A 25297-nucleotide genomic window follows, 5' to 3' on the forward strand; every position below is an offset into this window, starting at 1 on the left:
AGAATGACGGTCTTGGATGAAGCCAAATTAAATCGTTTTAAAACATAGACTTATCGCCAGCATCGATTGCGTGGCCTTATCCCGGCGCCGCCGTCCGAACCTTTGCTTCGACGCCTCTAAAAACGACGTTTTCGGCAATCATTATTTTTTTGTAATTTGAATAAGCCGCCAGCCCGCAATAGGTTCGATCTCAACAAAGCGATCCCCAAGCGAAGCACCATCCCTACCCCCGGCGCCGCTTCGCAAGGGTGCCTTTGCAAACACCCTCCGGCTTGGGCTTCGGCCCTGCGTGCCGGTGGAAGCAAAGAGCAAGAAGGCAGGAGCGCCCCCAGCTCCTGCCTTCTTAAATTTTAAGCTCCTTTGCGACAACTCTCCCTTTGAAATTAACCGCTTATAGACAAAACCGTTGACAGGCGGCGCTTGCGTGAAAGATGTATGCGCCGAACTCCTGGACCTCTCCAAATGGCTTTTACCGCGGACAATCTCGCAGCAGACGATCGCTTTCTCGCGGCGATCCTCAATTGCGCCGATCAGATGCTCTCGATCTATCGCGAGAGCCCTCGTATCGCCTCGATCTTCGCCGCGCAGCAGCGCTGGCTGATGGCCCATGCCGGCTTCGCGCTTCATTACGGTTACCCCGACGACGGCAGGAGCGGCGGCCTTTATTCCGGCCGGTTCATCGATTTCGCGGTCAGGAACGACATCGCCAGCCGCAATACTGCTGCGGCCTTCATGCAGGAAATGCTGGCCTACCGCTTCCTGCGGACGGTTCCCGGCCCCGACAAGCGCACACGCTATCTGGAACCCACGGAGATCGCCGAACAGCATTTCACCCGATGGCTCGTCGCCCATGTGATGATCCTCGACAGCCTCGACGGCGGTGGACGTGCCGACAGGATCACCGCCGATCCCTCGGCGATGATGGCCGCGATCCAGCCGCTGATCGCCAAGGCGATTATCGGGAGCGAAGCGGTGCGTAATCCGGGGCCGACCTTCAATCTTTTCAACTGGGCGAATACCGGCGGGCTGGTGATGGATTACCTGATCTCGCGCCTTCCGGAATTTCCCCGGGCGGCCGAACGCGTCGTGGTCGGCCCGCTGTCGCTCCGGGAAATCCGCGAGCAGTTCATGATCTCCAACACCCACCTGAAGCGGCTTCTCACGCAGGCGGCGACCATGGAAAGCGTCGGCTGGACCGAGCCCTCCCGCAAGGGCGATTTCTGGCTGTCAGGCCGCTTCATCATGGAATATTGGAATTATCAGGCGGCGAAGTTCGCCATCATCGATACCGCCGCCGAAACGGTGCTCGGGCCTGCGGTCCAGGACGAACCGCAGGCGAGACGGGTGGTCTGAGGCCTATCCGTTCAGCAGTTCCTTGACGGTCGCAGACGCCTTGGCGAAATCCATCTGGCCGGCATAACGCTCCTTGAGCGCCGCCATCACCTTGCCCATGTCCTTGACGCCTGAGGAATCAGTCTCGGCGATGATCGCTGAAATATTGGCGCGCACCTCACCATCCGAAAGCTGCTTCGGCATGAAATCCTGGATGACGGTGATTTCGGCGCGCTCCTTGGCGGCAAGCTCCGGGCGCGAATTCTCCTCGTAGATCTTGGCCGATTCGTCGCGCTGCTTCACCATCTTGGCGAGGATCTGCAGGATCTCGTCCTCGCTCGCCTGCTCCTTGCCGGTGCCGCGATTGGCGATATCACGGTCCTTGATCGCAGCCTGAATCAGCCGGACGGTGGAAAGCCGCTCCGCATCCTTGGCCTTCATCGCCTCTTTCAGCTGGGTGGCGAGTTGATCGCGCAGCATGGTCTTTTCTCCTTTTTTGATGCCGCTTCATAAACCACGCCGATGCGACGGATCAAATAAATTGCGCGATCGCCGCGATAAAGCGCAGGAAAACGGCGGCAATCTCGGCTAGAAAGATTGACGCTCGGCGATTGCGTGGCTATTTACCGCCACCTGCACCAAAATTCGTGATCAGGCCTGAAGCGCGCGGCATTGCCGCGTCCACACGCCTGCGAGATCAAATGGCGACGCGCGCGGCAACGCGCACCGACCGCCGGAAACGGGATGAAGATGACCGCGACAGCACCCTGGACAATCGAAAAGCCGACCGCCCTGCTCGTTCTTGCCGACGGCACGGTGATCGAAGGCAAGGGCATCGGCGCGACCGGCAAGGTCCAGGCCGAAGTCGTCTTCAATACGGCGCTGACAGGCTATGAAGAGATCATGACCGACCCTTCCTATCTCGGCCAGATCGTCACCTTCACCTTTCCGCACATCGGCAACATCGGCGCCAACGATGAAGACATTGAAGACCTGACGCCCGCTGCCCGCCACGGCGCCGTCGGCGTGATCTTCAAGGCCGACATCACCGACCCCTCGAATTACCGCGCCGCCAAGCATCTCGATCAATGGCTGAAGGCACGTGGCGTGATCGGCCTCTGCGGCATCGATACGCGCGCACTGACCGCCTGGATCCGCGAGAACGGCGCCCCGAACGCGGTGATCGCCCACGACCCGAACGGCGTCTTCGACATTGAGACACTGAAGGCCGAAGCCAAAGCGTGGAGCGGTCTCGAAGGCCTCGACCTTGCCAAGATCGCCTCCTCGGGCCAGTCATCACAATGGACCGAGACGCCATGGATCTGGAACGAAGGCTATGGCGAACTCAGCGCGGCGGATGCGAAATACCACGTCGTCTGCCTCGATTACGGCGTCAAGCGCAACATCCTGCGCCTCTTTGCCGGTCTGGATTGCAAGGTGACGGTCGTGCCGGCTGCTACCAGCGCCGAAGACGTGCTCGCCATGCGGCCGGACGGCATCTTCCTGTCGAACGGCCCCGGCGATCCGGCGGCAACCGGCGAATATGCCGTGCCCGTCATCCAGACGCTTATCAAGACCGACATCCCGGTCTTCGGCATCTGCCTCGGCCATCAGATGCTGGGTCTTGCCCTCGGCGCCAAGACCGAAAAAATGCACCAGGGCCATCACGGCGCCAATCACCCCGTCAAGGACCATACGACCGGCAAGGTCGAAATCGTCTCGATGAACCATGGCTTCGCGGTCGACTCGAAGTCGCTGCCCGACGGCGTTGAAGAGACTCATATTTCGCTCTTCGACGGCACCAATTGCGGCCTGCGCGTGCTCGGCAAACAGGTCTTCTCCGTGCAGCACCACCCGGAAGCCTCTCCCGGCCCGCAGGACAGCCACTACCTCTTCCGCCGCTTCATCAACATGGTGCGCGAAAAGAAGGGCGAACCGGCGCTGGCCGAACGCTGATTTCAAGAACTGAACTGCCCAGTTCAGATGAAGGCTCGCCGATAGGCGAGCCTTTTTTCTTTACCCGCACCTTGACCTCAACTTAACTTGAGGAATTACAGATCTCCCTGCAGACATCTCATGCAGGAGAAAATAGATGAGCGGTGCCTTTTTTCGTGTCGACAAATTCATCGTGCCGGCTGCGGCACGGGAGGAGTTTCTCGTCAAAGTGATGATGACCCACAAGGTGCTGGAGGCGCAGGAGGGTTTTATCGATCACCGGGTGCTGGAGCAGGTCGCCGGCCCCGGCGAATTCAATTTCGTCACGATCGCCGAGTGGGAAAATACCGATGTCGTCGAGCGCGCGCGGGCAGCCGTCGCCGTCGCTCACAAGGCGGCGAATTTCGACCCACAGGAATTGTTTGCACGTCTCGGCATTCGCGCCGATATCGCCAGCTACAAGCCTGTCGCGGCTTGAGGGCAAAGACGGCCGGCTCAGGCGCCGGCTGCTGCTCCCTCGCGGCGAAGCAGAAGGTAGAAGCGGGCGCAGAGCATGACGGCCGCTGCCGCCAGCCCGACGAGGAAGCCGAACCAGATACCGATGCCGCCGAAGCCGAGCGGGAAGGCGAAGGCCCAGGCGAGGAAGAAGCCGATTGGCCAATAGGCGATCAACGCCATGATCATCGGCACGCGCGCATCCTTGAGGCCGCGCAGCAATCCATTGGCGATCACCTGCAGCCCGTCGACGAGCTGGAAAAGCCCGGCAACGACGATCAGCGGCCCGGCATAGGCAAGCACTTCGGGCGCCTCCGGCGAGTTGACGTCGAGGAACCAGCTGCCGAGGAATTGCGGCATGGTGGCAAAGAGCAGCGAGCCTACCGCCGAAATGGCGCAGGCAAGGACAAGGACCATGACCGAAGCACGCACCAGCCCATCGTAATCGCCCTGCCCGTGGGCGACGCCGACGCGCACCGTCGCCGCCTGGCTGAGGCCGAGCGGGATCATGAAGGCGATTGAGGCCCATTGCAGGGCAATACCGTGGGCTGCAAGCTCGATGGTGCCGATATGGCCCATCAGCAGTGAGGCGACCGTGAACAGGCTGACTTCGGCAAGAATGGTGACGCTGATGGGGAAACCGAGGCGGATGACCTCCAGCAGCGCATGCCAGTCGGGCTTCCAGAACCGCACGAAGATCTCGTAGCGCCGCGTCTCCTCCCGCCGCTGCACGAAGGCCAGGATGAAGAGGAAGCCTGCCGTCTGTACGACGAGCGAAACGATCGCAGCACCTTCGAGCCCCATCGCCGGAAAGCCGAAATGGCCGAGCACCAGGGCATAGGCGAAGATCGCGTTCAGCACCAGCGTGGCGATGGTGACGTTGAGGATGATGCCCGCCTTGCCGATGGCGCTGACGAGGGCCCGCATGACGTTGAAGAGCAGCGCCGGCAGCACGCCGAACTGGCCGATCATGATGTAACCGTGAGCGAGCTTGGCCACCTCCGGCTTCTGCTGCGCGAAGAGAAGGATCTGCTCCGAGTTGAAGAAGGCCGGCTGCATGACAAGCCAGTAGGCGATCACCACCCAAAGACCCATGCGCAGCGCCCGGCGCACGGAGACGACGTCGCCGCGGCCATAGGCCTGCGCCACCATCGGAATGACGGCGATGGCAAAACCCGAGCCGAAGATCAGGATCGTGAACAGGAACTGGGCCGACAGCACCATCGCCGCCAGATGTTCGGCGCCGAGGCGCCCGACGATCATCACGTCGGTGGTGTTGATACCGAGCTGGGCGAGTTGCGCGCCGATCAGCGGAATGCCGAGCGCCAGCGTTGCACGGAAATGTGCCCCCCAACGATTATCGGTTGTCGGCGCAAGCCTGCGCGCGTCGATCGGCGTGTCCATGACACTAGTCCTGTGATTGAAATCGCATCGCCGCAGCTCGCGGCAAAATATCACTCCGGACTTAGATCAAAGCCCGGCGAAGAACTACCCCAAAACAGGCAGATGATGAAAAATTCATCATCGCATCAGCATTCCTGATCGATCAACCCGCCGCTTCCAGCGCCTCGGCCGGCTGACGGACACGGACCCGCACGAGGAATATGCCGGCGGCCACCAGGATGAACAGGGCGGCCGTCAGATAGGGGGCGCCGGCAAAGGTAACCGGTGCCTCGGGCCGCGTGAAATAGCTGAACAACTGCGTGAAGATCAGCGGGCCCAGAATGGTGGTGATGCTGCTGAGACTGGTCAGCGCGCCTTGCAGCTCGCCCTGCGCCGAGGGCGGCACCTTGCCGGCGGCAATGCTGCGCAACGGCGGATCGGCAACGTTTTCCATCACGGTCGCCACGATCACCACATAGACCACCCAGCCCTCCCAGGCAAAGGCGTAACCGGTCAGCCCTGCAGCCGAAAAACAGAGACCCAGGAGCGCTGTCTTCCATTCGCCGAGCAGAGGCACGACACGCGGCAATACCAGTCCCATCACCAAGGCCGCGCCGATCCCGTAGATGCCGAGCGACAGGCCGATCTGCCCTTCGCTCCAGCCATAGCGATAAGTCGACACGAACGACCAGACCGAGGGATAGACGGCATGCGCCAGGAAGAACAGGAACATCACGAGGCTGACCCAGCCGATGCCGGGATAATGGCGCATCTGCCGAAGCGCGCCGAGCGGATTGGCGCGTTTCCACTCGAACTGCCGGCGGTTCTTCGCCTCCAGCGTTTCCGGCAGCAGGAAGCAGGCGGCGATGAAATTGAGAAGCGACAGGGCGGCCGCTCCGAGGAAGGGCACACGCGGGCCGAATTCGCCGAGGAAGCCGCCGACGACGGGGCCGATGGTGAAACCGACCCCGAAGGCGATGCCGATCAGCCCGAAATTCTTCGCCCGGTTCTCCTCCGTGCTGATATCGGCGATATAGGCCGAGCAGGTGGCAAAGCTGCCGCCGCTGATGCCGGCGAGCACGCGGCCGACGAACAGCATCCAGAAGCTGGTGGCGATGCCGCAGATGAAATTGTCGATCGCAAAGGTCAGCACCGACAGCAGAAGAATCGGCCGGCGGCCGAAACGATCCGACAGGTTTCCAAGCAGCGGCGCAAACAGGAACTGCATGCCGGCATAGACCAGCATCAGCCAGCCGCCGTCGATCGCCGCATCGCTGACGCTGCCGCCAGTCAGTTGCTCCAGATAGGCGGGCAGCACCGGCATGATGATGGCGATGCCGATAATGTCGAGGAAGAGGATGATGAAGACCAGGAAAAGGCCGCGGCGAACGAATTTGGGGTCAAGCATGAGGCATCTCTACAGCGGTTGGTTCTGAAAAGACGATCTCGTCGCCGAGAAAATGACATAGCTCAGAAAAGAAACCGAAACAATCCGTGAACATTTCAAAGATTTTGATAGTGCCGTTACGGGAAATTTATGAAATCCCTCAACCGGAGGGCGCTCTTTCAGGAGATCGAGAGCCAGCGCCAAGCTCCGCGCTTCCTTGCAATCGCCGCGACGGCATCCAGATCACGGATAGGAACATCGCTCATTGTGCATTTCCCCGCACAGCCTGTTCGAGACTGCCCGATTATCGCCGAAAAACAAAAGCGGTAGAACGGCATCGACAGCGCTGCTGGGGGGCGCGGACGAAGGAGAAGGCAATGCAGACCTATCGTTTGGGAAAGACCGGACCCGAAGTCTCGGCAATCGGCCTCGGTTGCATGGGCATGTCCGGCATGTACGGTCCCTCCGACCGCGCCGAAAGCATTGCGACGATCCATGCCGCGCTCGATGCCGGGGTCAACCTGCTCGATACCGGCGATTTCTACGGCATGGGCCATAACGAGATGCTGATCGGCGACGCATTGAAAGGCCGCAGGCGCGAGAATGCCATTCTCAGCGTCAAATTCGGCGCGCTCCGCGATCCCGCCAGCGGCTGGAACGGCATCGATGCCCGCCCGGCCGCGGTGAAGAATTTCCTCGCTTACACGCTGCAGCGCCTCGGCGTCGACTATATCGATATCTACCGCCCGGCCCGCCTCGATGCCAACGTGCCGATCGAGGATACGGTCGGCGCCATCGCCGACATGGTCAAAGCAGGTTATGTCAGACACATCGGCCTGTCGGAGGTCGGCGCCGACACCATCCGCCGCGCCGCAGCCGTCGCCCCGATCGTCGATCTGCAGATCGAATATTCGCTGATCTCGCGCGGCATCGAAGAGAAAATCCTGCCGACGACCCGCGAACTCGGCATCTCGATCACCGCCTACGGCGTGCTTTCTCGTGGCCTGATCAGCGGCCACTGGCAGAAAGGCCAGGCCGCGGCAGGCGATTTTCGTACCCATAGTCCGCGCTTCCAGGAGGGCAATATCGAGCAGAACCTCGCTCTGGTGGAAAGGCTGCGCGAGATCGCTCAGGCAAAAAGCGTCTCCGTCGCCCAGATCGCCATTGCCTGGGTCGCCGCCAAGGGCGGGGATATCGTCCCGATCATCGGCGCCCGCCGCCGCGACCGGCTGACCGAGGCGCTCGGCTCACGCGCGGTCGACCTGTCGGCAGAAGATTTCGCCGCCATCGAACGCGCCGTCCCGAAGGATGCGGCCGCCGGCGGGCGTTATCCCGAACAGATGCTGAAGCATATGGATAGTGAGAGGTAAGGTTAGGTCAAAGGTACTGAACCGTCCTGCCGTGCAGCGGCAAGAGCTCACGCCCTCAAACCGGCCCCGAAAACGTATCGCAAGCCGACAGCTGTCCGCTGTCGAAACCACGCTTGAACCACCGGACGCGCTGCGCCGAGGTGCCGTGGTTGAAACTCTCCGGGACGACGTAACCCTGCGAGCGCTTTTGCAGCGTATCGTCGCCGATCTGCTGGGCGGCGTTGAGCGCTTCTTCTAGGTCGCCGCTCTCCAGCAGCCCCTTCTGCTGCGTATACTTGCCCCAGATGCCGGCGAAGCAATCGGCCTGCAGCTCGACGCGCACCGACATCTTGTTGGCCTCCTCCTCGCTCATGCGCTGACGGGCCTGGTTGAACTTCGGCAGGATGCCGAGCAGGTTTTGCACGTGATGCCCGACCTCATGGGCGACGACATAGGCCTCGGCGAAATCGCCCGACGCGCCGAACCGGTCGGAAAGCTCCTGGAAGAATTGGGTGTCGAGATAAACCTTGTGGTCGCTGGGGCAATAGAACGGTCCGGTTGCCGCCGATGCGGAGCCGCAGGCCGATGCCGTCGAGCCCGAAAACAGCACGAGGCGCGGCTCCTCGTAAGTCCGGCCCTGCGCCTGGAAGATGCCCGTCCAGGTATCCTCGGTCTCGGCGAGCACGGTGCGCATGAAGGCGGTCATCTCGTCATTGGCGGGCGGGCGTGTTCCTTGCGACTGGCTCTGCTCGTAGCCGGGTCCGCTCGACATGCCGCCGTTATCCAGCACCTGCAGCAGATCGACGCCCATCCATTTGAAGATCAGATATATCACGACGAGAAAGATGATCGTGCCGATGCTCAAGCCGCCGCCGGCGCGGCGAACGCCGCCGCCGGAGGGAAAATTGAAGCCGCCGCCACGGCCGAAACCGCCGCTCGCCGGGTCACCGCGGCGATCTTCGATATTGTCGGACTGACGCCGGCCTCTCCATTCCATCTTCGTTCTCCCCGGCAATGCCCGTGATTGCACTTAACGAATCTATATATCCGTCGACGCCTGGAATTCCAGCGAGTTCATCGGGGGCTGGTGGTCGTGCCTGACGATAGTCTTTCGCCCCGTGTTGGATTCCTGTCGATTCCGCGATTTATGGGGTTCCGTTTGCAAATACATTTGCCTATAAGCCGCTTCTAGCCTGAAAAGACCTCAATGCGCGACCCGACCCGGTGATCTCCCACCCTGGCCGGCTTTTTGCGCAGCCAGACATATGGATATCGCCCATGCCGAAGCGCCAAGACATCAAATCGATCCTCATCATCGGCGCGGGACCGATCGTCATTGGCCAGGCTTGCGAATTCGACTATTCCGGCACCCAGGCCTGCAAGGCGCTGAAAGAGGAAGGCTACCGCGTCATCCTCGTCAACTCCAACCCGGCGACGATCATGACCGATCCGGGCCTTGCCGACGCAACTTACGTCGAGCCGATCACCCCCGAGGTCGTCGCCAAGATCATCGCCAAGGAACGCCCGGACGCGCTGCTGCCGACCATGGGCGGCCAGACGGCGCTGAATACCGCCCTTTCGCTGAAGCGCATGGGCGTGCTCGACCGCTACAATGTCGAGATGATCGGCGCCAAGCCCGCCGCCATCGACATGGCCGAAGACCGGGCGCTGTTCCGCGAGGCGATGGCCCGCATCGGGTTGGAAACGCCGCGCTCGATGCTGGCGAACGCCACCGACATCAAGGATCTCGACCGCAAGACGCACGAGGCCGAGCGCAGCAAGCTGCGTGAAAGCCTCTCCGGCCCGGACCTCGACAAGGCCCTGGACGAACTGGAAAACCAGTGGAACCTCGGCGAGAGCGACCGCAAGCAGCGCTACATGAACCATGCTGTCGCAATCGCCGCCCAGGCGCTCGACCATGTCGGCCTGCCCGCCATCATCCGCCCCTCCTTCACGCTTGGCGGCACCGGCGGCGGCATTGCCTACAACCGCTCGGAATTCTTCGAGATCGTCGGCGGCGGTCTCGACGCCTCGCCGACCACCGAAGTGCTGATCGAAGAGTCGGTGCTCGGCTGGAAGGAGTATGAGATGGAGGTCGTCCGCGACAAGGCGGACAACTGCATCATCATCTGCTCGATCGAAAACATCGACCCGATGGGCGTCCACACCGGCGACTCGATCACCGTCGCCCCGGCGCTGACGCTGACCGACAAGGAATACCAGATCATGCGCAACGCCTCGATCGCGGTGCTGCGCGAGATCGGTGTCGAGACCGGCGGCTCGAACGTCCAGTTCGCCGTCAATCCGAAGGACGGCCGTCTCGTCGTCATCGAAATGAACCCGCGTGTGTCGCGCTCATCGGCGCTGGCCTCCAAGGCCACCGGTTTCCCGATCGCCAAGATCGCCGCCAAGCTCGCCATCGGCTATACGCTCGACGAATTGGACAACGACATCACCGGCGGCGCCACGCCTGCCTCCTTCGAACCGTCGATCGACTACGTCGTCACCAAGATCCCGCGTTTCGCCTTCGAGAAATTCCCCGGCGCCTCGCCGGTTCTGACGACCGCAATGAAATCGGTCGGCGAAGTCATGGCGATCGGCCGCACCTTCGCCGAATCGCTGCAAAAGGCGCTGCGCGGCCTCGAAACCGGCCTGACCGGCCTCGACGAGATCGAGATCCCCGATTCCGAGGAAGGCGAATCCAGCCACAACGCCATCCGCGCCGCCATCGGAACGCCGACGCCGGATCGCCTGCGCATGGTCGCCCAGGCGCTGCGCATGGGTCTCAGCATCGAAGAGGTGCATGAAGGCTGCAAGATCGATCCCTGGTTCATCGCCGAGCTCAAGAACATCGTCGACACGGAAGCCCGTATCCGCGAGCATGGCCTGCCGGAGGACGCCGCGAACCTGCGCATGCTGAAGGCCATGGGCTTTTCCGATGCGCGGCTGGCGACGCTCACCGGCAAGCGCCCGAAGCAGATCGCCGAGTTCCGAAACAGCCTGAACGTCCGCCCGGTCTTCAAGCGCATCGATACTTGTGCTGCCGAATTCGCCTCGCCGACCGCCTATATGTATTCGACCTATGAAACGCCCTTCGTCGGCGCCGCCCGCTCCGAGGCCGAAGTGTCCGACCGCAAGAAGGTCGTCATCCTCGGCGGCGGCCCGAACCGCATCGGCCAGGGCATCGAGTTCGATTATTGCTGCTGCCATGCCGCCTTCGCGCTGAAGGATGCGGGTTATGAAGCGATCATGATCAACTGCAACCCGGAAACCGTCTCGACCGACTACGACACGTCGGACCGCCTCTATTTCGAGCCGCTGACGGCCGAGGACGTGATCGAGATCCTGCGGGCCGAGCAGGAAAAGGGTGAAGTCGTCGGCGTCATCGTCCAGTTCGGCGGCCAGACGCCGCTGAAGCTTGCCGAGGCGCTTGAGAAAAACGGCATCCCGATCCTCGGCACCGCGCCCGATATGATCGACCTCGCCGAGGACCGCGACCGCTTCCAGAAGCTTCTGATGAAGCTCGATCTCAACCAGCCGAACAACGGCATCGCCTATTCGGTCGAGCAGGCCCGCCTGGTCGCTGCCGAAATCGGCTTCCCATTGGTCGTGCGCCCCTCCTACGTGCTCGGCGGCCGCGCCATGCAGATCCTGCATTCGGAAGGCCAGCTGCAGACCTACCTGCTCGACACGGTGCCGGAACTCGTGCCCGAGGACATCAAGCAGCGTTATCCCAACGACAAGACCGGCCAGATCAACACCCTGCTCGGCAAGAACCCGCTGCTCTTCGACAGCTATCTCAGCCACGCCATCGAAGTCGACGTCGACTGCCTCTCTGATGGAACCGACGTCTATGTCGCCGGCATCATGGAGCATATCGAGGAAGCCGGCATCCATTCCGGCGACAGCGCCTGTTCGCTGCCGCCGCGCTCGCTGCCCGTCGAGCTGCTCGACGAACTCGAGCGCCAGGCAAAGGCGATGGCCAAAGCGCTCAATGTCGGCGGCCTGATGAACGTCCAGTTCGCCATCAAGGACGGCACCGTCTACGTTCTCGAAGTCAATCCGCGCGCCTCGCGCACCGTGCCCTTCGTCGCCAAGACCATCGGCGCGCCGATCGCCAAGATCGCCGCCCGCGTCATGGCCGGCGAGAAACTCGACGCAACCTTCGCCGCCTATGGTGAAAAGCCCGATCCGCGCCGGCTGAAGCACATCGCCGTCAAGGAAGCCGTCTTCCCCTTCGCCCGCTTCCCCGGCGTCGATACGCTGCTCGGCCCGGAAATGCGTTCGACTGGCGAAGTCATCGGCCTCGACACCGATTTTGCGCTGGCCTTCGCCAAGTCGCAGCTCGGCGCCGGCGTCGAGCTGCCGCGTGACGGCACAGTCTTCGTTTCCGTACGCGACGAGGACAAGGCACGCGTGCTGCCGGCGATCCGCATTCTCGTCGAACAGGGCTTCAAGGTACTGGCGACCGGCGGCACCGCCCGCTTCCTCGGCGAGAACGGCATCATCGCCACCAAGATCAACAAGGTTCTTGAAGGTCGCCCGCACATCGAGGATGCGATCCGCAACCGCCAGGTCCAGCTCGTCATCAACACCACCGACGGCAACAAGGCGATCTCGGATTCCAAGTCGCTGCGCCGCGCGACGCTGATGCAGAAGGTGCCCTACTACACAACGATGGCCGGCGCCGAAGCAGCCGCCCAGGCGATCAAGGCGCTGAAGGCCGGCAATCTCGAAGTCCGGCCGCTGCAGAACTATTTCGCCTGAGATCGCTCGAGATAAACGGTGCCATCGCTCGATCGAGCGGTGGCACATGTCATTTCGGCAGAGGCGCCACATTCCGGAATCAAACTATCCGGTCGCCGTGATAAGCCGCTGTATTTTCAGCATATCGTCTCGAAATCGTTCGAATTCCTCCGCTTTCGATCGCTCGTCGGGAATCCGCAGCAGATAGGACGGATGCACTGTCACGAACAGCGTCCGCCCGCCTTCGATCACCATCGCCTGCCCCCTGATATCCTGGAGACACTGCTTCGCATCGGTCAGCGCCGCAAGCGCCGTCGCCCCCATGGCAACGATCAACTTCGGCTTGACCAGCTCCATTTCCAGATCGAGCCACCAGCGGCAATGTTTCACCTCGCCCATATTGGGCTTCTGGTGGATGCGGCGCTTGCCGCGCGGCTCATATTTGAAATGCTTGACGGCATTGGTAACATAGAGCCTTGAGCGGTCGATACCCGCCTCTGCTATCACCTGGTCGAGCAACCGGCCGGCCGGACCGACGAAGGGGCGGCCGGCAATATCTTCCTGGTCGCCCGGCTGCTCGCCGACAAACATCACCTCCGCATCGCGCGGCCCCTCCCCGAACACGGTCTGTGTAGCCTTCTCGTGCAGCGGGCAGCGGGTGCAGACGGCGGCCTCGGCGCTGAGGGCTTCCAGCGTGCCGGCCAAAGCCTCGGCGTCTGCGGGATGGTTGCGCGCCGCCTGCTGCAAGCGGTCGTGAAAGGGCAGCGATTGCGTCGCCTCGCGCGCCGCCATGGCTCGCACCTTGCTCTCGGCCGACGCAATCAGCCCTGGGATGAGATCGGCTTCCGGCAGGTTCCTCCAGTATTTCTTCGGCATCTCCGCCTGCATCGCTTTCACCTTCAGTCGCGCCGGATTGAAGATGTTGGCGTAGTAGGTACGCCAGAGTTCGTCCGTGGCATCGCTGAGATTGGGCTTCTCGCAAGGCTCGCCGGTGATCGTCAGCCGCTCCCCGTCCCAGGCGGCCGAGCCCTTGGGCGTTGCGATCAGCCAGTCCATATCGGTGAAGCGCCTCTGGAAGAAGGGCGCCGTACGCCTGACGATATGATGGTCCGGCTCGAACCAGGCGATGAATTTTCGCCGGCCCTCCGTCACCGCACCAACCTCCTTGAAGCGCACGAAGGCCGTCATCTTGTGTGCATCGCGCCGAACGTTCTTCGCCATCAGCCTCGCCCGCACCACATCCTCATCGGAAATGACCTCGAGCAACTGCCGGTCCAGTTGCAGCCGCCAGAGCAGGCGGTAAAGCAGGGAAAACCGCGCCGGATCGGAATGGCAGAGAACCGTCTCGGCAAGGTCGAGGAAGGCCGGCGGCACCGTCATCAGCTTGCGTGCCGCCGCAGGCGCCGGCGGCATGGCGTCGCGCTGGAATGAGAGATCCGCCTCCGCACCTTTTTCGCGCCAGTCGATCTCCTCAGGCCCGATGCCTGCGGCCGCAAAAGCGCGTGCGGCATCGCGCCATTCGGCAAGTTCGCCCCGCCCCGCAAGCACGACCCGGCGCATCACAGCAACGACAATTGTTCAGGTTGCGGCTCGAACATGGCGCGAAGATCCGGCCTGTCGATCAGCCGCCGCGGCGACCAGCCTTCGGCGCAAATGAAGGATTGGACCTTCCTGATCGAAACGCCGAGCCGCGAGAGATCGTCGAGGCGCAGACGGCGAAAGCGGCGGGCCGAAACGATCGCCTTTACCGTCTTGGTGCCGAGCCCGGGCACGCGCAGCAACCACTCGCGTTCGGCCTTGTTGATATCGACGGGAAATTCGCCCCGGTTGGCGAGCGCCCAGGCGAGCTTCGGATCGAGATTGAGATCGAGCATGCCGCCCGCCTGGTTGGCGGTAATCTCGTCGATGCCGAAACCGTAGAAGCGATAGAGCCAGTCGGCCTGGTAAAGCCGATGCTCGCGCATCAGCGGCGGCTTGATCAGCGGCAGGTTTTTCGACGAATCCGGGATCGGGCTGAAGGCGGAATAATAAACGCGCTTCAGGCCGTAGCTGCTGTAGAGCCGGCCGCTGCTCGCAAGGATCGTCGCATCATTCGCACCGTCGGCGCCGACGATCATCTGCGTGCTCTGGCCGGCAGGAACGAAACGCTGGCGTTTCTTCGTCTTCAGCGTCGGTTCGCCGGCCGCCTCGATCTTCAGCCTGAGATCGCCCATCGATCGGCGGATATTGGCGGGTTTCTTCTCCGGCGCAAAGCGGGTGATGCCGCTGTCGGTCGGCAGTTCGATATTGAGCGACAGCCTGTCGGCATGAAGCCCCGCCTCCTCGAGCAGATGCGGCGACGCCTCGGGGATCGCTTTCAGATGGATATAACCGCGAAAATGATGGATCACGCGCAGTTCACGGGCGATGCGGACCATCTCCTCCATCGTGTAGTCGGAAGAGCGAATGATCCCGGAGGAAAGGAAAAGGCCTTCGATATAGTTGCGGCGGTAGAATTCCAGCGTCAGCCAGACGACCTCCTCCGCCGTGAAACGTGCCCGCTCGACATTGCTCGACGAGCGATTGACGCAATAGGCGCAGTCATAGATGCAGAAATTGGTGAGTAGGATCTTCAGAAGCGAAATGCACCGCCCATCCGGGGCATAGGCATGGCAGATACCGGATCCCTCGGTCGAACCCAGTCCTCCACTTGCGCTCGAATCGCGTTTCACCGTGCCGCTGGAGGCGCAGGAAGCGTCATATTTCGCGGCGTCGGAAAGAATGGCCAAGCGTTCGGCAAGCGACTTCTTCATTCCTATGTTCACTATATGTTCTAGCGCACCCAGTCAACCGAAACGATCCCGCCTCTGCCCATTTTGGGTACGCATCGCCCGACGCCGCAGTGGGTTGCATTTCGCCTATGCGAATTTTCTGGAAATCGGCCTTGCCGATCTGCTATAAGCACTTAACTAGAATTGTGGCACGGTTCCGAAGCTCCCCTTCGGGACCTGTTTTCTTTTGTGTGGGCGCCTGATTACGCGAACACAAGGAGTGAAGGACAAAAAAATGGTTGAAAAGGTACCGATGACACAGGGTGGTTTCGTCAAGCTGCAGGAAGAGCTGCGCTGGCGTCAGCAGGAGGAGCGCCCCCGAATCATCGAGGCGATCGCCGAAGCCCGTGCTCATGGCGACCTTTCCGAAAACGCCGAATACCACGCCGCCAAGGAAGCCCAGAGCCACAATGAAGGCCGCATCAGCGAGTTGGAAGATCTGACGGCGCGCGCCGAGGTCATCGATCTCACCAAGATGTCGGGCGACAAGATCAAGTTCGGCGCCAAGGTGAAGCTCGTCGACGAGGATACCGAGGAAGAAAAGACCTACCAGATCGTCGGCGACCAGGAAGCCGACGTCAAGGCCGGCCGCATCTCGATCTCCTCTCCGATCGCCCGCGCGCTGATCGGCAAGGAAGTCGGCGATTCCATCGAGGTCAATGCGCCGGGCGGCTCGAAGGCCTACGAGATCCTCCAGGTGACCTGGGGCTGATCGCCCGCCAGACGCGAGACCCATCCTTTGCCGGATATTCGTGACGTCGAGATCATCGCGCCCAATTTCAAGCGCCGGCTCTCCGGCGTCACGTCGACCATCGTCCAGCTCATCCCCTGCCAGATCCGCCTCGGTTTCAGGATCGCGACGCTCGGCCCCGGCCTACCGGAAGGCCTGCCGAAACTGAAGTGGCCGCAGCTCGCCGGATTCTGGCGCCCGCCGGCGCGCCGGCGCTACCGCGTCTGGCATGCCCGCCGCAACAATGAGATGGCCGCCGGCATCCTGCTTCGCCATGTCCTGCGCATGCCGCTGAAGCTGCTCTTCACCTCGGCCGCGCAACGCCGCCACACTGCCTATACCAAATGGCTGATCCGCCGCATGGACACGGTGATCGCAACCAGCGACCGTTCCGGCTCCTTCCTCGAGGTGCCGCACACGGTCATCCAGCACGGCGTCGACCTTTCCCTGTTCCACCCGCCGGAAACGGCCGATGACGGCATAACCGCCACCGGCCTGCCAGGCCGCTATCTCGTCGGCTGTTTCGGCCGTGTGCGCCATCAGAAGGGCACCGACCTTTTCGTCAAGGCGATGATCGAGCTCTTGCCGCAGCACCCGGAATGGACGGCTGTTGTTTCCGGCCGGGTGACCGCGGAGCACACCGCCTTCGGCGAACAGCTCAAGGCCGATGTCGCCGCCGCCGGCCTCGGCGATCGTATCCTCTTCCTCGGCGAAGTGCCCGATATCAAGGTCTGGTATCGCCGCCTGACGCTTTACGTCGCCCCTTCCCGCAACGAGGGCTTCGGCCTGACGCCGCTCGAAGCCATGGCCTCCCGGACCGCCGTTGTGGCATCGGATGCGGGCGCCTATGCCGAACTCGTCGCCGAGGGCGAGACCGGCTCGGTGGTGGTTGCCGGCGACGGCGAAGCGCTGACGCGGGCGATCGCGCCCTATATCGCAGATCCCGCGCTGGCGATCGCCCATGGCGAGAATGCGCTGCGCCACGTCAGGGCGAATTTCGCGCTGGAGAAGGAAGCAAGTGCGATCGGCGCCATTTACGATCGCCTCCTCGGCGACAACCGCTGAAGAGTAAACCGAAACGGCCCGTTGGGTAACGGGCGGCAACCCCTCCTTCGTCATGCTCGGCCTTGTCCCGAGCATCTGCCTTCGGTCGATAGGGCAGCAGATCCTCGGCACAAGGCCACTGCTGTCCGGTTTAAATTGTGTCACCATTGGAGGCTCATCTGGCCGGGATTTCCGGGAGGGTTGTTGCGTGGTTTTAGCAGGCGGTCGATCCTTTTGCGGTGCATCAGGTTGGTGCGCACCAGGCGGGCGAAGGCCAGCGGGCTTATGATGGTGGCCTGGTCGGCCTTTGCCATCTGCAGCAGCAGATAGGCGATCAGAGCGACGGCCACCTGGATGCGCACTGCATTTTCGCTGTTGCCGAGGAAATGGCGGATTTTCAGCGTCTGCTTGACCCAGCGGAAGAACAGTTCGATCGCCCAGCGGCGCTTGTAAAGTGCGGCGATCTCCTCGGCCGGGGCGGTAAGATCGTTGGAGAAGATGCGCAATATCTTGCCGGTTTCGATCCGCACGCCGATCTCGCGCACCGGCCGGTTCATCGGATTGCGGCGGCTCCTGGCCTGGCGCTGCGGCAACAGGCCGATGCGGTCGAACAGGATGCCGGCATCCTCGTTGACCGCCTGCTCGGCGCTCGCTGTCAGTTTCGTATGGGACTTGAGGCGGGTGACGATGCGGCAGCCGGCGGCATCCAGCTTCGCCCACCAGCCGAAATCGTAATAGCCGAGATCGAAGACATAGGTGGCGCCCGCCTCGATCGGCATCTCCTTGGCGGCGGTGATGTCGTTGACATTGGCCGCGGTGACGGCCGCATAGATCGGCCGTTCGGCATTGGCATCATAGACGACGTGCATCTTGGCGCCGCAGGCCTGATCGGAAAAGCGGGCCCACTGCGATCCCGCCCCGGAAAGTGGCAGACTGCTGCCGTCGATCAGATAGACCGCCTCGCCGATGGCCCGCTTGAGGCCGCGCCCGGCGCGGGCCAGCATCTGCGTAAACAACTCGGTAAAAACGGCGCTCGGACGCAGGCCGTTGGCATCGGCGAAAGTCGAGCGCGACACCGGGCGAGCGCCGAGATGGTAAAGGCGGGCACTATGGCTTTCCAGGGACCCGACGATCTCGCGCAGGCTGACGGCACCGGCAAGCTGGCCGTAAAGCAGGGCGATCAACTGGCTCTTCGTCGACAGCCGCCGAACATGCTTGTCGGCCTGATGCTCCTCCACAAGTCTTTCGAAGATCGTCCACGGAATCCGCTTCAACAGATCATGAAAGACGCTATTGTCATGCCGCACGGTGTTGCTCCTATTTCGTGTCCGAGATCGTCGCGAAACGCTCGAATACGAGTAGAATCAACACCGTGCACCATGTCCACTAAATTTAAACCGGACAGCAGTGGCACAAGGCCGAGGATGACGATGAATAGAGAACGAAATCATCAATTAGCAAACGGCCCGCTGGAAGGCGGGCCGTTGCAACTATCCGAGACTGATGAGTGGCCGGTTATTCCGCCGGCTGAAGCCCTGCAGCCGACGTGTCCTCGGTCTCGCCGCCCAAGGCTCTGGCAAGCTGCGCCGTATCCAGCTCGTTTTCCCAGCGCGCCACGACGATCGTCGCCACGGCATTGCCGACGAGGTTCGTCAGCGCCCGGCATTCCGACATGAAGCGGTCGATGCCGAGGATGAGCGCCATGCCGGCGACCGGCACGGAGGGCACGACGGAGAGCGTCGCAGCAAGCGTGATGAAGCCGGCGCCGGTGATGCCGGCAGCACCCTTCGAGCTCAGCATCGCCACGAGCAGGAGCAGTATCTGGTCGCCCCAGGAGAGCTGGATGCCGGTTGCCTGGGCAATGAACAGCGCGGCCAGCGTCATGTAGATGTTGGTGCCGTCGAGGTTGAAGGAATAGCCTGTCGGGATGACGAGGCCGACGACCGAGCGCTTGCAGCCGGCCTTTTCCATCTTGTTCATCAGCCCCGGCAGTGCAGCTTCAGACGAAGAGGTGCCGAGAACCAGCAGCAGCTCTTCCTTGATGTAGCGCAGCAGCGCCAGGATCGAGAAGCCGTTATAGCGGGCGACGGCGCCGAGAACGACGAGAACGAAGAGCAGCGAGGTGATGTAGAAAGTGCCGATCAGCATGGCGAGGTTGGCGATCGAGCCGATGCCGTATTTGCCGATCGTGAAGGCCATGGCGCCGAAAGCGCCGATCGGGGCGGCCTTCATCAGGATCGCGACGAGCTTGAAGACCGGAGCCGTCAGGGCATTGAGGAAGCCGACGACCTGCTCGCCCTTCTCGCCGACCATGGCGAGCGCGATGCCGAACAGCACCGAGAAGAACAGCACCTGCAGAATGTCGCCATCGGCGAAGGCGCCGACAATCGTCGTCGGGATGATGTTGGTGAGGAAGCCGACGATGCTCTGCTCATGCGCCTTCGAGGCATAGGTCGCGACGGCGGTGGGATCGAGCGAAGCCGGATCGATGTTCATGCCGGCACCGGGCTGGACGACATTGGCGACGATCATGCCGATGACGAGCGCCAGCGTCGAGAAGGTCAGGAAGTACAGCATCGCCTTGCCGGCGACGCGGCCGACCTTTTTCAGGTCGCTCATACCGGCAATGCCGGTCGCAACCGTCAGGAAGATGACCGGCGCAATGATCATCTTGACGAGCTTGATGAAGGCATCGCCGAGCGGCTTCAATTGCGCGCCGAGTTCCGGGTAGAAATGGCCGAGCAGGATGCCCGCGGCGATGGCCGCGAGAACCTGGACGTAAAGATGGGAATAAAAGGGCTTCTTGCCCTTGCTGTCTGCGACTGCATCGAATGGTGCTGCGATCATGATGTCCTCCTAAAGGCTCGTCCGGAACGAACTCCGGCCTCCCGAGCCGTTCGCTTCACTCCAACAGCTCAGCCGTTGTTGCCATCTCCTTCGCAATCACCGTGCCAGTTTGACGTTACCGATTTAAGTAATTGATTTTACCTACTAAAAATTTCCTCAGCCGCCGACCATCTGTCAAGAAATGCGGAAATCCGCACAAATCCATTTGCAACCAGTGCAGAAAAATGCACAAATCCGCCATGTCCTTGTCTCTGTCGCCGCTGTGGTCTTCCCTGCCCCTGCAGCACCGCATCCGCCGGATGTGGTGGGCTTTTGCGGCGATCGCGCTTGCCGCCGTCATTGCAAGCCTGTGGGCCGGCGGCGAGATCGGCCGCTACCAGGCCGAGACGGCCCTCGAAGAACAGGCGCGCACCGACGCAAGGCTGAATGCGGCATTGCTGCGCACGGTCCTCGAAAAATACCGGGCGCTTCCCTTCGTGCTGTCGCAGGACGCTGCCCTCGCAGCCGCACTGGCAGGAAACGATGCCGGCACGTTCGAGCAGCTCAGCCGGAAACTGGAAGTCCTGGCGGCGGGGACGAAGGCTGCCGTCATCTATGTCATCGACAAGGACGGCATTGCGGTTTCGGCCAGCAACTGGCGCGAACCGACGAGCTTCGTCGGCAATGACTATCGCTTCCGGGAATATTTTCAGGGGGCGGTGGCGCAAGGACAGGCCGAGCACTTCGCGCTCGGCACCGTCAGCAAGAAACCCGGCCTCTATATTTCCGAGCGGATATCTGGCGGCGGCGGGCTACTCGGCGTCGTCGTGGTCAAGGTGGAATTCGACGACGTCGAGGCGGATTGGAATGCCTCGGACGCACCGTCCTATGTCATCGACGATCGCGGCATCGTTCTCATCACCAGCATTCCCTCTTGGCGCTTCATGACGATCGGCCGGATTGCCGACGACCGGCTGACGGCGATCCGCGAAAGCCTGCAATTCGGCGATGCGCCGCTTCAGCCGCTGCCGCTCGATACGGTCCGAAGCCTCGGCGACAGGCTCGACGTCGTCGAAATCGTCATGCCGGGCGGCGCCGGGAAAACCAGGTTTCTCGATGTCGGGATGCCTGTTCCCGCCACAGCGTGGCATTTGCAGCATCTGGTGGCGCTGGGGCCGTCCGTCGATGCCGGCATTCGCGAAGCCCGGATGCTGGCATTGCTCATACTCCTGCCGCTGCTGGCAGGCGCTGCCTTCCTGTTGCGCCGCCGCCAGGCGGTCACCCTCAAAATTTTCAGGGAACAGCAGGCGCGGGAGGAACTGGAACGGCGTGTCGCCGAGCGGACGCTCGATCTCAGCCAGGCGCGCGACCGGCTGCAGGCGGAAATCACCGGCCACAGGAGCACGGAGCAGAAGCTGCAGGCCGTGCAGCAGGATCTGGTGCAGGCCAACCGGCTGGCGATCCTCGGTCAGGTGGCCGCCGGCGTCGCCCATGAGATCAATCAGCCGGTCGCAACCATCCGCGCCTACGCGGACAATGCCCGCACCTTTCTCGATCGCGGCCAGACGGCGCCCGCCGGTGAAAATCTCGAAAGTATCGCGGCGTTGACGGAACGCATCGGCTCGATCACCGAGGAGTTGAAGACCTTTGCCCGAAAGGGCCGCGGCAACGCCGAACCGACGGGATTGAAGGACGTCATCGAGGGCGCGGTGATGCTGTTGCGCAGCCGGTTTGCCGGCCGCATGGATACGCTCGACATCGACTTGCCGCCTGCCGAACTGCAGGTCATGGGAAACCGGATCCGTCTCGAGCAGGTGCTCATCAATCTGCTTCAGAACGCCCTGGAGGCTGTCGCGCCGAAAGCCGAAGAGGGTCGTGTCGACGTCAGGACGTCCATCGATGCGGAGATGGTGACACTGACGGTCGCCGACAACGGCCCCGGCATTTCGCCCGAGATCCGCAAGGGCCTGTTCACGCCGTTCAACACCTCGAAGGAAAGCGGTCTCGGCCTGGGGCTGGTCATCTCCAAGGATATCGTCGGCGATTACGGCGGCGGGATGGAGGTTGAGAGCGACGACAGCGGCACCCGATTCATGGTTCATCTGAAGAAAGCTTGAGGTCATGGCCACACCGATGCCCGTTGCGCTGATCGACGACGACAAGGATTTGCGCTGCGCCACGGCCCAGACGCTCGAACTCGCCGGATTTTCCGTGTCGGCCTATGAGGGCGCCAAGGCCGCGCTGGCCGACCTGCCAGCGGATTTTGCCGGCCCCGTCGTCACCGATATCCGCATGCCCGAAATCGACGGGCTGCAGCTCTTCGCCACGCTTCAGAAGATGGATGCCGACCTGCCGGTGATTCTGATGACCGGTCACGGCGATATTCCGATGGCCGTTCAGGCGATTCAGGACGGCGCCTATGATTTCATCGCCAAACCCTTTCCGGCCGACAGGCTCGTGCAGAGCGTGCGCCGGGCAAGCGAGAAAAGGCGGCTTGTTCTGGAAAACCGCCTGCTGCGCAAGGCTGCCGAAGAGGCGCAGGAGAATTCGCCGCTGATCGGCCAGACGCCGGTCATGGAAAATTTGCGGAAGATTCTGCGCCACATCGCCGATACCGATGTCGACGTGCTCGTCGCCGGCGAAACCGGCAGCGGCAAGGAAGTCGTCGCCCAGATCCTGCACCAGTGGAGCCACCGCCGGAAAGGCAATTTCGTGGCGCTGAACTGCGGGGCGCTTCCCGAAACCGTCATCGAAAGCGAGCTGTTCGGCCATGAGGCCGGCGCCTTTACCGGCGCTCAGAAGCGCCGCACCGGCCGCATCGAGCATGCAAGCGGCGGCACGCTTTTCCTCGACGAGATCGAGAGCATGCCTGTCGCCACCCAGGTCAAGATGCTGCGGGTGCTGGAGATGCGCGAAATCACGCCGCTCGGCACCAACGAGGTGCGCCCGGTCGATCTGCGCGTCGTCGCTGCGGCCAAGATCGATCTCGGCGATCCCGAACTGCGCGGCGATTTTCGCGAGGATCTCTATTACCGGCTGAATGTGGTGACGATCTCCATACCGCCGCTGCGGGAACGCCGCGACGATATTCCGCTGCTGTTTTCCCACTTCGCCGCGCGCGCCGCCGAGCGCTTCCGCAGAGAGGTGCCGCAGCTTACAGAGAATGTCCGCCGGCATCTCGCCACCCACGCCTGGCCGGGCAATGTCCGCGAGCTCTCGCATTATGCAGAACGCGTGGTCCTGGGTGTCGAAGGCGGCGCAGCCGCACCCATCCCTGCCCAGCCGACCGGCGGCACCCTGCCCGAACGGCTGGAACGCTACGAGGCCGAGATCATCCGCGAGGCACTCACGGCCAATGACGGCGACGTGCGCAGCACCATCGAGGCGCTCGGCATTCCGAGAAAGACGTTTTACGACAAGCTTCAGCGCCACGGCATCAACCGCGGCGGCTATTCCGCGCGCAAATAACGCATGTCGCGCAAAAGTGTGCAGCGGTTTTGCGGCAACGACATGCGTAAAAAACCTAAAGCGCAACGAGCGAATCTGAAAGATCGCGACGCGCTTTAGACAGCTTCAGACTTCCACCAGCCCGAGCTTCTTCACCTGCCGGATCGTCAGCATGGTGCGCACGGTGTCGACATGTTCGTTCGCCGTCAGCACCTCGATGACGAAATCCTGGAAATGGGTGAGATTTTCCGCCACGCAATGCAGCAGGAAATCGCTGTCGCCGGAGACCATCCAGGCCTGGCGCACCAGCGGCCATTCGGCTGTGGCGGCGGCAAAGGCCTTGAGATTGCCCTCCGACTGGTGCTTGAGGCCGACCATGCAGAAAGCGACCAGATCGAAGCCGAGCCTCGGGCTGTTCAACATCGCGTGGTAGCCCTCGATGATGCCGGCTTCTTCGAGCTTGCGCACCCGGCGCAGGCAGGGCGGCGCCGAGATGCCGACGCGATCGGCAAGCTCCACATTGGTCATGCGGCCATCGGCCTGCAATTCCCGGAGTATCTTTATGTCGATGACGTCGAGTTCGGCGCGCCCCACATCATTGCCTTTCTTTAATTCTCCGCGGGGAGCTTCTATATAAAGCCGCGGAATACGCAAGAATGTTTCACGCCGATGACGGATTCTTGCACATCCGGGCGATTTGCCTTGTTGGTAACGCAAGGCTGCCCTTGAATAAAAGCATTGGACGTTCATAAATGGCGCGTGGACCGCGAAACGGCGCAATCGCCACTGCGCCGCCGCCCTCCTGCCCAGTCGAAAGGAAATGACATGCCCGCCCGCCACACCAAGGTGCTCATCATCGGTTCCGGACCCGCCGGCTACACGGCCGCAGTCTATGCCGCGCGCGCCATGCTGAAGCCGGTTCTGATCGCCGGTCTCGAACAGGGCGGCCAGCTGATGATCACCACCGACGTCGAGAACTATCCGGGCTTTGCCGATCCGATCCAGGGCCCCTGGCTGATGGAGCAGATGCTGCAGCAGGCAAAACATGTCGGCGCCGAGATCGTCAACGACCTCGTGACCGAAGTCGACATGAACCAGCGTCCCTTCGTCGCCCGCACCGATAGCGGTCAGGTCTGGACCGCCGATACGCTGATCATCGCCACCGGCGCCAAGGCCAAGTGGCTCGGCATCGAGAGCGAACAGCATTTCCAGGGTTTTGGTGTTTCGGCTTGCGCCACCTGCGACGGTTTCTTCTATCGCAACAAGGATGTGATCGTGGTCGGCGGCGGCAACAGCGCCGTCGAGGAAGCGCTCTATCTCTCCAATATTGCGAAATCGGTCACGCTGGTGCACCGCCGCGATTCTTTCCGGGCAGAGAAGATCCTGCAGGAACGCCTGTTCTCCAAGGAGAACGTCAAGGTTCTCTGGAACAGCGAAGTCGCCGAGATCACCGGTACGCCGGCAAAGCCCCCGATGCCGCCGTCCGTTTCCGGCGCGCGCCTGCGTGACGTGCGCACCGGCGCGATCACGGAAGTGCCGGTCGACGGCGTTTTCGTTGCGATCGGCCATGCGCCGGCCACCGAGCTTTTCAAAGACAAGCTGAAGCTGAAGGACAACGGCTACCTCTGGACCGCACCGGATTCGACCGCGACCAGCCTGGAGGGGGTCTATGCCGCGGGTGACGTCACCGACGATACGTTCCGCCAGGCGATCACTGCCGCCGGCCTGGGGTGCATGGCGGCGCTTGAAGCCGAACGCTATCTGACGAGCCACGTGCCCGTCGCCGTGGCCGCGGAGTAAGATCGGCATGAGG

The 25297-nt window shown here is 62.2% G+C and carries 19 protein-coding genes; 10 read left to right on the forward strand and 9 right to left on the reverse strand.

All coding sequences use genetic code 11. The features are described from left to right. Positions 1-462: 462 nt before the first annotated feature. Complete coding sequence (locus RHEC894_RS15160) at positions 463-1353, forward strand: hypothetical protein (protein ID WP_085737881.1); 891 nt, start codon at positions 463-465, stop codon at positions 1351-1353. A 3-nt stretch (positions 1354-1356) separates the two neighbouring features. On the opposite strand, the gene RHEC894_RS15165 is transcribed toward RHEC894_RS15160, so the two are convergent. Then, complete coding sequence (locus tag RHEC894_RS15165; protein WP_010064606.1) at positions 1357-1812, reverse strand: GatB/YqeY domain-containing protein; 456 nt, start codon at positions 1810-1812, stop codon at positions 1357-1359. A 270-nt stretch (positions 1813-2082) separates the two neighbouring features. On the opposite strand from RHEC894_RS15165, the gene carA reads away from it, so the two are divergent. Both carA and RHEC894_RS15175 read left to right on the forward strand, forming a co-directional pair. After that, the gene (carA, locus tag RHEC894_RS15170; protein ID WP_085739004.1) at positions 2083-3288 is read left to right on the forward strand and encodes a glutamine-hydrolyzing carbamoyl-phosphate synthase small subunit; all 1206 of its coding nucleotides are present in this window, start codon (positions 2083-2085) and stop codon (positions 3286-3288) included. A 136-nt stretch (positions 3289-3424) separates the two neighbouring features. Next, positions 3425-3745, forward strand: coding sequence for an antibiotic biosynthesis monooxygenase (locus RHEC894_RS15175; protein WP_010068582.1), 321 nt, complete (start codon positions 3425-3427; stop codon positions 3743-3745). A gap of 17 nt (positions 3746-3762) precedes the next feature. On the opposite strand, the gene RHEC894_RS15180 is transcribed toward RHEC894_RS15175, so the two are convergent. After that, complete coding sequence (locus tag RHEC894_RS15180) at positions 3763-5166, reverse strand: MATE family efflux transporter (protein WP_085737882.1); 1404 nt, start codon at positions 5164-5166, stop codon at positions 3763-3765. A 142-nt stretch (positions 5167-5308) separates the two neighbouring features. Beyond that, positions 5309-6553, reverse strand: a complete 1245-nt coding sequence (locus RHEC894_RS15185) for a TCR/Tet family MFS transporter (RefSeq protein WP_085737883.1) — start codon at positions 6551-6553, stop codon at positions 5309-5311. A 356-nt stretch (positions 6554-6909) separates the two neighbouring features. On the opposite strand from RHEC894_RS15185, the gene RHEC894_RS15190 reads away from it, so the two are divergent. Next, a complete protein-coding gene (locus tag RHEC894_RS15190) occupies positions 6910-7902 on the forward strand; it encodes an aldo/keto reductase (RefSeq protein ID WP_085737884.1) in 993 nt (330 codons plus the stop codon). A gap of 55 nt (positions 7903-7957) precedes the next feature. On the opposite strand, the gene RHEC894_RS15195 is transcribed toward RHEC894_RS15190, so the two are convergent. Beyond that, positions 7958-8878 carry a neutral zinc metallopeptidase gene (locus tag RHEC894_RS15195; RefSeq protein WP_085737885.1) on the reverse strand — a complete coding sequence of 307 codons (921 nt, stop codon included), beginning with the start codon at positions 8876-8878 and terminating at the stop codon, positions 7958-7960. A gap of 281 nt (positions 8879-9159) precedes the next feature. Here RHEC894_RS15195 and carB point away from each other — a divergent pair, with 281 nt between their 5' ends. Beyond that, a complete protein-coding gene (carB, locus tag RHEC894_RS15200; RefSeq protein ID WP_085737886.1) occupies positions 9160-12648 on the forward strand; it encodes a carbamoyl-phosphate synthase large subunit in 3489 nt (1162 codons plus the stop codon). An 84-nt stretch (positions 12649-12732) separates the two neighbouring features. Here carB and RHEC894_RS15205 read toward each other — a convergent pair whose 3' ends face one another. Then, complete coding sequence (locus RHEC894_RS15205) at positions 12733-14187, reverse strand: UdgX family uracil-DNA binding protein (RefSeq protein ID WP_085737887.1); 1455 nt, start codon at positions 14185-14187, stop codon at positions 12733-12735. Further along, positions 14187-15419, reverse strand: coding sequence for a putative DNA modification/repair radical SAM protein (locus RHEC894_RS15210; RefSeq protein WP_085737888.1), 1233 nt, complete (start codon positions 15417-15419; stop codon positions 14187-14189). Before RHEC894_RS15210 ends, RHEC894_RS15205 begins: the two co-directional genes overlap by 1 nt. Before the next feature lie 253 nt (positions 15420-15672). Between RHEC894_RS15210 and greA the strand changes: the two genes are divergently transcribed. Both greA and RHEC894_RS15220 read left to right on the forward strand, forming a co-directional pair. After that, positions 15673-16149: a transcription elongation factor GreA gene (gene greA / locus RHEC894_RS15215; RefSeq protein ID WP_085739005.1), complete on the forward strand. Its 477-nt coding sequence runs from the start codon at positions 15673-15675 to the stop codon at positions 16147-16149. 27 nt (positions 16150-16176) lie between these two features. After that, positions 16177-17232, forward strand: a complete 1056-nt coding sequence (locus RHEC894_RS15220; protein ID WP_085737889.1) for a glycosyltransferase family 4 protein — start codon at positions 16177-16179, stop codon at positions 17230-17232. A gap of 140 nt (positions 17233-17372) precedes the next feature. On the opposite strand, the gene RHEC894_RS15225 is transcribed toward RHEC894_RS15220, so the two are convergent. Together RHEC894_RS15225 and RHEC894_RS15230 are read right to left on the reverse strand one after the other, a co-directional pair. Continuing rightward, positions 17373-18518, reverse strand: coding sequence for an IS4 family transposase (locus RHEC894_RS15225; protein ID WP_010069540.1), 1146 nt, complete (start codon positions 18516-18518; stop codon positions 17373-17375). A gap of 208 nt (positions 18519-18726) precedes the next feature. Further along, entirely contained in the window at positions 18727-20058 is a 1332-nt protein-coding gene (locus RHEC894_RS15230) for a dicarboxylate/amino acid:cation symporter (protein WP_085737890.1), read from the reverse strand. Positions 20059-20282: 224 nt separating this feature from the next. On the opposite strand from RHEC894_RS15230, the gene RHEC894_RS15235 reads away from it, so the two are divergent. Beyond that, positions 20283-22154, forward strand: a complete 1872-nt coding sequence (locus tag RHEC894_RS15235; protein ID WP_085737891.1) for an ATP-binding protein — start codon at positions 20283-20285, stop codon at positions 22152-22154. A 4-nt stretch (positions 22155-22158) separates the two neighbouring features. After that, entirely contained in the window at positions 22159-23505 is a 1347-nt protein-coding gene (locus RHEC894_RS15240) for a sigma-54 dependent transcriptional regulator (RefSeq protein WP_085737892.1), read from the forward strand. Between the two features lie 105 nt (positions 23506-23610). On the opposite strand, the gene RHEC894_RS15245 is transcribed toward RHEC894_RS15240, so the two are convergent. Continuing rightward, positions 23611-24078, reverse strand: coding sequence for an Lrp/AsnC family transcriptional regulator (locus tag RHEC894_RS15245; RefSeq protein ID WP_049736233.1), 468 nt, complete (start codon positions 24076-24078; stop codon positions 23611-23613). Positions 24079-24309: 231 nt separating this feature from the next. On the opposite strand from RHEC894_RS15245, the gene trxB reads away from it, so the two are divergent. Further along, on the forward strand, positions 24310-25284 hold the full coding sequence (gene trxB, locus RHEC894_RS15250; protein ID WP_085737893.1) for a thioredoxin-disulfide reductase: 975 nt from the start codon (positions 24310-24312) through the stop codon (positions 25282-25284). Positions 25285-25297 lie beyond the last annotated feature (13 nt).

This window comes from Rhizobium sp. CIAT894, assembly GCF_000172795.2.
Lineage (GTDB): Bacteria > Pseudomonadota > Alphaproteobacteria > Rhizobiales > Rhizobiaceae > Rhizobium.